8 protein-coding genes are annotated in these 9,529 nt (G+C 62.6%); 3 read left to right on the top strand and 5 right to left on the bottom strand.

What is annotated here, in order from left to right:
- Positions 1-4 precede the first annotated feature (4 nt).
- From ACTHL0_RS18450 to ACTHL0_RS18440, 3 genes are read left to right on the top strand one after another with little or no spacing between them, the layout of a single operon-like run.
- Positions 5-1,528 carry a CoA-acylating methylmalonate-semialdehyde dehydrogenase gene (locus ACTHL0_RS18450; protein WP_440568277.1) on the top strand — a complete coding sequence of 508 codons (1,524 nt, stop codon included), beginning with the start codon at positions 5-7 and terminating at the stop codon, positions 1,526-1,528.
- Between the two features lie 42 nt (positions 1,529-1,570).
- The gene (gene mmsB, locus ACTHL0_RS18445) at positions 1,571-2,467 is read left to right on the top strand and encodes a 3-hydroxyisobutyrate dehydrogenase (protein WP_440568275.1); all 897 of its coding nucleotides are present in this window, start codon (positions 1,571-1,573) and stop codon (positions 2,465-2,467) included.
- Between the two features lie 55 nt (positions 2,468-2,522).
- Positions 2,523-3,725, top strand: coding sequence for an enoyl-CoA hydratase/isomerase family protein (locus tag ACTHL0_RS18440; RefSeq protein ID WP_440568274.1), 1,203 nt, complete (start codon positions 2,523-2,525; stop codon positions 3,723-3,725).
- Positions 3,726-3,783: 58 nt separating this feature from the next.
- On the opposite strand, the gene ACTHL0_RS18435 is transcribed toward ACTHL0_RS18440, so the two are convergent.
- The 5 genes from ACTHL0_RS18435 to ACTHL0_RS18415 form a co-directional block, all read right to left on the bottom strand.
- Entirely contained in the window at positions 3,784-4,851 is a 1,068-nt protein-coding gene (locus tag ACTHL0_RS18435) for a maleylacetate reductase (RefSeq protein WP_440568273.1), read from the bottom strand.
- A 37-nt stretch (positions 4,852-4,888) separates the two neighbouring features.
- Positions 4,889-5,776, bottom strand: coding sequence for an intradiol ring-cleavage dioxygenase (locus tag ACTHL0_RS18430; protein WP_440568272.1), 888 nt, complete (start codon positions 5,774-5,776; stop codon positions 4,889-4,891).
- 12 nt (positions 5,777-5,788) lie between these two features.
- Positions 5,789-7,204 (bottom strand): MFS transporter, encoded by a 1,416-nt coding sequence (locus ACTHL0_RS18425; RefSeq protein ID WP_440568271.1) that lies wholly within the window; start codon positions 7,202-7,204, stop codon positions 5,789-5,791.
- Positions 7,205-7,268: 64 nt separating this feature from the next.
- Positions 7,269-8,261, bottom strand: a complete 993-nt coding sequence (locus tag ACTHL0_RS18420; RefSeq protein ID WP_440568270.1) for an amidohydrolase family protein — start codon at positions 8,259-8,261, stop codon at positions 7,269-7,271.
- Positions 8,262-8,278: 17 nt separating this feature from the next.
- The gene (locus tag ACTHL0_RS18415; protein ID WP_440568269.1) at positions 8,279-9,508 is read right to left on the bottom strand and encodes an acyl-CoA dehydrogenase family protein; all 1,230 of its coding nucleotides are present in this window, start codon (positions 9,506-9,508) and stop codon (positions 8,279-8,281) included.
- Between the last annotated feature and the right edge of the window lie 21 nt (positions 9,509-9,529).

Below are 9,529 nucleotides of genomic sequence, written 5' to 3'. Positions count from 1 at the left end.
ATCGATGAGTGCCTCTTCCGCCGCCGGCGCGAGCCGCCCGACCGTTAAGCTGTTGATCAACGGAGAATTCGTCGAGTCGGCCTCGACGCAATGGCGCGATATCGTCAATCCCGCCACGCAGGAAGTGCTGGCGCGCGTGCCGTTCGCCACCCGTGCCGAAATCGATGCGGCGGTCGGTGCCGCGCACACGGCGTTCGAGCAATGGAAGTCCACGCCGATCGGCGTGCGCGCCCGGATCATGCTCAAGTACCAAGCGCTGATCCGCGAACACATGCCGCGCATCGCGAAGATTCTGACAGCCGAGCAAGGCAAGACGCTCCCCGATGCCGAGGGCGACATCTTCCGCGGCCTCGAAGTCGTCGAGCATGCCGCATCGATCGGCACGCTGCAGCTGGGCGAATTCGCCGAGAACGTCGCCGGCGGCGTCGACACCTATACGCTGCGTCAGCCGATCGGCGTATGCGCGGGCATCACGCCGTTCAATTTTCCCGCGATGATCCCGCTGTGGATGTTCCCGATGGCGATCGTTTGCGGCAACACGTTCGTACTCAAACCGTCCGAGCAGGACCCGCTATCGACGATGGCGCTCGTCGAACTCGCGATCGAGGCCGGCGTACCGCATGGCGTGCTGAACGTCGTGCATGGCGGTAAGGAAGCCGTCGACGCGCTCTGCACGCACGAACACATCAAAGCCGTCTCGTTCGTGGGCTCGACGGCCGTCGGCACGCATGTCTATACCCTGGCGAGCGAACACGGCAAGCGCGTGCAATCGATGATGGGTGCGAAGAACCATGCTGTCGTGCTGCCCGACGCCAATCGCGAGCAAACGCTCAATGCGCTCGCCGGCGCGGGATTCGGCGCGGCGGGCCAACGATGCATGGCCACCTCGGCGGTCGTGCTCGTGGGCGAAGCGCGCGCATGGCTGCCCGATCTCGTGGCACGCGCGAAGACGCTGAAGGTCAACGCCGGCACGGAGCCGAACACCGACGTCGGGCCGCTCGTCTCGCAGGCTGCCAAGGAGCGGGTCTTGTCGCTGATCGCCAAGGGCGTCGAGGAAGGAGCGACGCTGTTGCTGGACGGCCGCGACGTGCGCGTGCCCGGCTACGAGAACGGCAACTTCGTCGGCCCGACAATCTTCTCGAATGTGACGACGGACATGACGATCTACCGCACCGAAATCTTCGGCCCGGTGCTCGTCGTACTCAGCGTCGATACACTCGATGATGCGATTGCGCTCGTCAATCGCAATCCGTTCGGCAACGGCGTCGGCCTGTTCACGCAAAGCGGTGCGCAAGCGCGCAAGTTCCAAAGCGAAATCGACGTCGGCCAGGTGGGCATCAATATCCCGATCCCGGTGCCGGTCCCGATCTTCAGCTTCACCGGTTCGCGCGGCTCGAAACTGGGCGACTTGGGGCCCTACGGCAAGCAAGTCGTGCAGTTCTATACGCAAACGAAAACCGTCACGGCGCGCTGGTTCGACGATGCGCCGGCCACGGGCGGCGTGAATACGACGATCAACCTGCGCTGACGCCAAGCGCGCTCGGCTCGCCCGAACAAGGAGAGATTTCCCATGAAGATCGGATTCATTGGCCTTGGCAACATGGGCGCGCCCATGGCACGCAATCTGTTGAACCACGGCCATACACTGCAGGCGTTCGACCTGAACGCCGCCGCCCTGCGCGAACTGGCGGAACGCGGCGCGACGGCATGCACGTCGCCAAAAGCGGCGGCGGCGAATGTCGAACTCGTCATCACGATGCTGCCGGCCGCCGCACATGTGCGCAGTGTCCTGACGGACGAGCTCGGCGTGCTCGCCGGCATCGCGCCCGGCGTCACGATCATCGATTCGAGCACGATCGATCCGGCGAGCGCCCAGGCATTCGCCAAGCTGGCGCAGGCACACGGCAACGCCTTCGTCGACGCCCCCGTCTCCGGCGGCACCGGCGGGGCGGCGGCCGGCACGCTCACCTTCATGGTCGGCGCAAACGAAACGGTGTTCGGCGACATCCGCCCCGTCCTTGGCGCGATGGGTAAAAACATCGTCCGCTGCGGCGACACGGGCATGGGCCAAGTCGCCAAGATCTGCAACAACCTTCTGCTCGGCATTACGATGACGGGTGTCGCCGAGGCCATGTCGCTTGGCGCCGCGCTCGGAATCGACCCGAAGGTATTGGCCGGCATCATCAATACGTCGACGGGCCGCTGCTGGAGTTCGGACAGCTACAACCCGTATCCGGGCATCGTCGATACCGCGCCGGCATCGCGCGGCTATACGGGCGGGTTCGGGGCAGATCTGATGCTGAAGGACCTTGGCCTCGCCGCCGAAGCCGCCCGCAGTGCCAGGCAGCCGATCTTTCTCGGCGCGCTCGCGCAGCAGCTCTATCAAGCGATGAGCGCGAACGGCCAGGGCGGGCTGGACTTCTCCGCCATCATTTCGCTGTACCAACGCGACGCGGCGCAGCAGTGAAACCGGCTGCACCGCTCGCCCGTTTTTATGCCATGACCTTGAACGGAGACATTGAATGAACGCACGTGCCGAATCCTTGAATGCCGCACGCGACGGCGTATCGGGCGCCGCGCAACCGGCGGAGGGGCGCGTGCTCGGCCACGTCGTCAACGGCGTCGCGATCCTGACACTCGATCGCCCGCACGCGCTCAATGCGCTCTCGCATGCGACGGTGCGTTCGCTCGCGCAGCACATCGAGCGCTGCCGCGACGACGATGCCATCGTCGCGCTCGTCCTGCGCGGCAGCGGCGAGAAAGGGTTCTGCGCAGGCGGCGACGTGCGCGCGATCCATCAAGCGGCCAGCGCCGGCCGCGTGGACGGCGAAGACGGCTGGCGCGCGTTCTTCATCGACGAATATCGCCTCGACTTCGCACTGCACGCGTTTCCGAAGCCGATCGTCGCGCTCGCCGACGGTATTACGATGGGAGGTGGAATGGGCTTGGCTCAAGCCGCCTCGCTACGCGTCGCCACGGAGCGAAGCAAGATTGCGATGCCCGAGACGCGGATCGGCTTCGTCCCGGATGTCGGCGCCACCCGCTTCATGAGCGTCATGCCGACGGAGCTCGCGCTCTATCTGAGCCTCACTGGCGCGGTGCTCTCGGGCGCCGATGCGGTTCTGTGCGGTCTCGCCGATGTCTGTGTGCAGAGCGAATGGCTGCGCGGATTCGAAACGCGCTTGGCAAGCCTACCGCCGGATCAGGTCGCCGCACGCCTGCGCGAAGCGTTCGTGCCGCCTTCGGCACCGATACCGCCCGCGCCTATTGCCGCCTTGCTGCCAGCCGTCGAAAAGCATTTCGCCGCACGTTCGACCGTGGGCGAAATGGCCGCGTCGCTCGCGGCGGCGCTGATCTCGAACCCGCCCCCAGCGTTGCGCGCGTGGCTACAGTCGGCGCTCGATGCGCTGCACGGCTATTCGCCGACGATGCTGCACGTCACGCGCGAGGCGATCTTGCGCGGACGGCGCATCACACTGGCCGATGCCTATCGGATGGAGCTGGGCATCGTTTCACGCGCGATCGAGGAAGGCGATTTCCGCGAAGGCGTGCGTGCGCATTTGATTGACAAGGACCGTACGCCGAGATGGCAGCCTGCCTCGCTGGCGGACGTCCGTCAGGAACGCGTCGCGCACTTCTTACGCTCGCCGTGGGCAAGCGCGCAGCATCCGCTGGCTGACCTGGGCCCGCTGCCCGCGATCCGCTCTTCGCGGTTGCCCTCGTAAGCGAGAGGCAAGCGTGCCGCCCCCGTCGAATCCATAAGCTCGCCGGGGGGCGGCGACGCTAACCGGAAGTTCGACTTCCTGCTCCGCTCCATGCGCGCTCGAGCAGTTCGGTCAATACAGCCGCGTCCAACGGCCGCGGATTGACATACGGATTTTCCAACAACTGACGCACCGCTCGGCCGATCCCTTCTTCCGGCATACCAATGTCCTTTAGCGCCGCCGGAACCCGGCAGAGGCGCCCCAGAGCCAGCAGACTATTGACCGGATCGCCGGTGTTCATGGCGGCAGACAAACGCGCCATTGCGTCGGGTATCGCCGGCGCATTGAATTCCATGACGTACGGCAGCACGACCGTGTGGGTTTCCGCATGCGGCAGATCGAATGCGCCGCCTAACGTGTGACACAGCTTGTGATGCAAGCCCATCGTGGTGCTGCCAAGGCAGCATGAACAGAGCCACGCGCCGTACAGCATGCCGCTTCTGATCGCGGGATCGTCAGGAAATTCGATCAGCCGCGGCAATGTCGCGACCAGCGTGCGTATGCCTTCTTCCGCCATCAGCGAAATAACCGGATTAGTGTCCGGTGCATACAGCGCTTCGACAGCGTGAGCGATCGCATTGAATGCCGATAGAGCCGATATGCGCGGTGACAGCGACCTGCTCAGGTCGACGTCGTAGATCACGGTTTCGGGCAGGATCTTCGGGCTGCGCTGCGTCGTCTTCCGGCCGTCTTTGGTTTCACCGAGAATGGGCGTCATTTCGGAACCGGCGTAAGTGGTCGGCAGAACGATCTGCGGCAAGTCGGTCCGCAGTGCGATCGCCTTACCCAACCCGATTGTCGATCCACCACCGATCGACACGACGCCATCGGCATGCAGATCTCGAACCGCGACGAGCGCCCGTTCCGTCACATCGACGGGTGTATGCATCGTAGCGCCCGCAAATACGCCGACCGCCCGTTCGCCCGCCCATTCACGCGCGCGCTCGGCCAGCGCCGTCTGCCCCGGCGTGCAGAGTATGAGGAGCCGCTTTAGTCCAAGTCGCGCGGCCTCGTCGGCGAGTTGTCCACCGGTTCCAGAACCGAAGATAACGCGAGCGGACTGCGCCTGATAGATGAATGCTTGCATGTCGCGCATTGGGATTCAGATAACTCGAAAGGACCGTTCAGGAGCGGGCGTTTGCATTCTTCTCGTCGGTCGGATTGAGGACAAATGTAAAGTCGAGCGTACTGTAAGGCATGTTCAGCTTCGTTCCATCGGGCGCGATGCCGGACTCGTGCCGCGTCCAATCGGCGACCAGCGAGGAGCGCACGCCAAATACCGCGTCCGAATCCAGATATTGGTCGCCCGCGCGGAATACGTGCGTGATGAGACGTTCATAACCGTGCGCTGCGATCATGAAATGCAGATGCGCGGGCCGCCACGGATGACGACCGAGTGCGTCAAGCATCTTTCCGACGGGACCGTCATAGGGAATCGGATATGACTCCGCAGTCACCGAGCGGAAATCGAACGAGCCATCCGCGCGGCTATGCAATCTTCCGCGACCGAGCGCGCCCGCCTGGCCCTCATATTGCACGTCGTAGAAGCCGTCGGAGTCCGCCTGCCAGACATCGATGCACGCGTTCGCGACCGGCTCGCCGTTAAGTCCTTTCACCCTTCCCGTCACGAAGCAAGGCTCCCCCTTCGCTCCGTTCGCGATGTCGTCTCCATTCTGGTACTCCGGTGCATCGGCAACGAAAAACGGGCCCAACACGGTCGATTCGGTGCACTGCGCAGGCTTGCTGTTGTTCATCGCCGTGACCAGCATCGACAAACCGAGGGTATCTGACAGAAGAATGAACTCCTGACGCTTGTCGTCGGTAATGTGACCGGCGGCCGTCAGGAATTCGATTCCCTTGAACCACTCGTCCTCGGTCAGTCTCACTTCTCGAGCGAATGCATGGAGGTGCTGGACCAGGCTCGTCATGATCTGATTGAGCCGGACATTGGCCCCTTGCGCATGCCTCGCCAGCACGAGCGGCGTAATGCTGTCTTCGTCGACGTTGTGCATCGAGATCTCCCGTTATACCGCTTTAGAACTTGTGGCGACCGCTTTCCGATGCAGGCGCTCTACAGCGCTCGTGCTGGCCGACGCATCCTGCGCCTCGCCCCGGCTATCGAAATCGCACCCTATCGATTTCGTCGCAAACCGCACGCTCAGCGCCGCCCCCGCCGCGGCGGCGACGATCGCAAGCAGCATCGCGTGGGTGCCGCCGAACGTCTGCTGCAACGCTCCGCCAATGAACGGTCCGAGAATTGCGCCAAGCCGCCCGACAGCCAGTTCCATCCCCACGGCAGTCGCCCGCATGTGCGTCTCGTAGGCGGCAGCCGTAAAATTGTTGAGAACGAATTGAGCGCCGATGATGCAGAAGCCAGCCATTGCGCTGCACACCAGATCGGCCCAGTGCGACTGCAGTAAGACCAGCATCAATACCGCGAGCGCGCCTGCGGCCCACCACGCGCAAAGCCAGAACCGCGGACGGCCGGTTCGGTCAACCAGGCGCCCGCATATCAAACCGCCAACGAAAGACATCACCTGCATCAATGCGCCGAATCCGAAGCTGGCACCGAAGCTTTCCCCACGGGCTTGCATGAGTGTCGGGATCCATCCGGACAGTCCGAAAATGCAAAAAAGGCTTAGAAAGCTCGCCAACCAGATAGAGACGGAAAGGCCGCGGTAAGGCACGGCGAGCAACGCGAGAAAAGGCGTCTTTTCCCGCACGGGCGTCGTTGTGATCGAAAGCGTGCGGTATAGATGCGCCCGCTCCGGTCTCAGCTTCGCAAGAATGTCTCGCACTTCGCTCTCACGGCCGCGCAGCAGCGCGAACTTCGGCGATTCGGGCAAATAAAGATGCACGAAAGGAATCAGCAGAATCGACAACGAGCCAATCCAGTAGAGACCCTGCCAGCCGGCATAAGGCGTGAGAAAGACGCCGACGAGCCCAGCCGCTGCGCCACCCGTTGCCCAACCGAGGGCCACGCCCCACAGCGCGAAAGTGTTCTCGACCCGTCTTGGCGCGAGTTCGTTGATGTAGGTCGTGGAGAGCGGCAACAGAACCCCGAGGCCGAGTCCCGTCAGGATGCGCAAGGTGCAAAAGCTGGCAAAAGAATCCGCCGCGAGTGCCGTCAACAAGGAGAAGACCGTCGTGATCCACAGTCCTGCAATCAGCGTGATGCGGCGGCCGAAGCGGTCTGCGATCGCGCCATGAACCGCCGCGCCAACGAGAAACCCGACCAGTCCGCTCGAAATCAGCAGTCCTGCCTGCTGCAGCGACAGGTGCCAGGGCCCGCGTACATAATGGATGACGTACGCGGGATTGAAGGTGTCGTAGCCGTCGAATAGCGTCATCAATGCAAGCAGAATGCCGAGCTTGATGTGCATTGCACCGACAGGCGCGTCCGACAGTTCGTCATTCACATCGATCGTATCGCTGTGCATGTGTCTCACTCCATTTTTGTATTTTCGCTTCGTCGCTTCAATGACCGGCCTTGACGCGGTCTCGTTACGGCTCCAGCTTGAAGAGGTGCGCCGCATTCGTTCTTCCTATCTTTACGCGGTCGTTCTCGCTGATGGCAGCCTGGTCGAACCAAAGCGCCGCGTGATCGACGTTCTCGAAGGGCCAGTCCGCCGAAAACAGAATGCGGTCGGATCCGATTTCGAGCATCGCGTCGATCAAGGTCTGGGTCCGGAAATTCCCGGATGTGGTGAGCCAGAAGTTATGGTGAAAATATTCCGCGATGCGCTTTTTCGCGGGATAGTTCGGTTCGGTCTTCACCCACGCGTTGCGGTTGTCGATGCGCCACATGCTGTACGGCAAGCCTTCGCCCATATGTCCGAGAATAATTTTCAGCCGCGGATACGCGTCGAACAGGCCAGAACCCATCAAACGCAGCGCATGCACCGCGGTTTCCTGACCAAATGCCCACGTCGGCCCGAGCAGCCACGGGTGACCGTCGTAGATCGGCGCGTGCGCCGCGAGCGGATTACGCGGATGCAGATAGAAGGGAACATCGAGCGTCTCGACGACCGACCAGAACGGCCGGTATTGGGGCAGGTCGTAGTAAAGCGCCGCGTCCGAGCCTTCTACCTGTGAGAAGCCGTTGACCAGCGCACCGACGAAATTCAATTCCTTCACGCAGCGTTCGAGCTCACGCGCGGCCAACTCCGGAGATTGCATCGGCAAAGCGGCAAAGCCTTTGAACCGGTCGGGCCGCTTCGCGATCTGGTCAGCGAGAAAGTCGTTTGCGCGGCGCGACAGATCGTAGGCATCGTGGATATTCGGCACGGCCTGCACCGTCGGCGCATTCAGCGAAAGGATCATCAACTCGACGCCGTTCTGATCCATTTCGTCGATACGTCGCCCCTGAATATCGAGCAAGCGCTGCTTGAGTTCGACCCAATAGGAAGGCGGCACGAATCCAGCGGAATCCTGAACCGTTGCCTCGATCGCGAAATGCTCTTCGAGTGCGATTTTCCTGGTTGCTTTGAAAGACATGCGATGTTCCGACTGTTTTAGTATTGACCTTGCGGCTCGAGACCGAGCGCCATCTGCCCGTACATGGTCCCTACCGTGTCCCAGTTCATGCTGATATGCCGCCCCACTGCGTTGGCGTCGCGCCATGCCCGTTGCACAGGGTGCGAGAGATCGAGGCCTTGCCCGCCCGTCGAGGCATTCAACGCCTCGGCGGCGCGAACGGCGAGGGAGACAGCAAACGCCTGCCCCAGGCGGCTCCGAATGCGCTCTTCGACCGACACGCGTTCGCCGGAAAGCACAGTCGCTTCGCGCTCGCGCAAATCGCTCAACAGAACCTTTCTCGCGGCATCCGCGCTGGCCGTCGCTTCGGCAACGCGCAGCTGGATAGTCGGAAATTCGGCCATTCGATTCTGCGCACCGGCCACCGCGCCGCGCGTCACGCGACGCGCCGTGCGCTCGAGATAGTCGTCCAGCGCGCCTTGCGCCGCGCCTACCGCAACGGAGGCAAGACACGACGGAATGGTCGTGAGCATCGGAATCGAAAAGCCGGGGTTCTCGCTGTACGTCTGTGCTCCAGGCGTCTGACCGCTGGTAGTCTGCGAGAAGAACAGCAGCCGATGCTTCGGCACGAACACGTTATCGAGCACCAGTGTCTTGCTGCCGGTGCCGGCCAGGCCGACAACATGCCAGGTATCATCGATGACATAATCGGACTCGGGCACCAGCAGAAATGCGGGAGCGGATTTTTCCCGATCGCCCTCGGGAGGAATCACCGCGGCACAGAGCGACCATTGCGCGCATTCACAGCCGCTTGCGAAACTCCAACGCCCGCTGATCAGGTAGCCCCCTTCGGTTGCCTGTGCCTGGCAGGCCGGCGCGTAGGAACCACACACCAGTGCGTCGGGATCACTACCCCATACATCGCGCTGCGCCTGTTCCGGGAATCCGGCGACCAGCCACTGATGCGCGGCAAGCAGTCCCGCGACCCAGGCAGTGGACGCACAACTCTTCGCGAGCTCGATGTTCAGATCGACGAGTGTCGAGAAGCCGTATTCGAAACCGCCGAATGCCTTGGGCTTCAATACGTCGAAATAGCCGACGGCGCGCAATGCCTCGATATTTTCCATCGGCACGCGGCGTTCAGCTTCCACTGTCGTCGCACGAGATTTCAGCACTGCGCTCAGTGCGGAAACGCTGCTGCGCAACTGCTCCGGTGTCGGCGACAACGCTTGCTCCGTCGCACGCTCCTCTTTTTCTGCAATAACCATATGTCCCTCCAGGTATCGATT

The organism is Trinickia sp., from assembly GCF_051961175.1.
Classification (GTDB): domain Bacteria; phylum Pseudomonadota; class Gammaproteobacteria; order Burkholderiales; family Burkholderiaceae; genus Trinickia.
The sequence above is the reverse complement of the archived record's forward strand: the minus strand, read 5'-3'. Positions and strand labels throughout refer to the sequence as shown.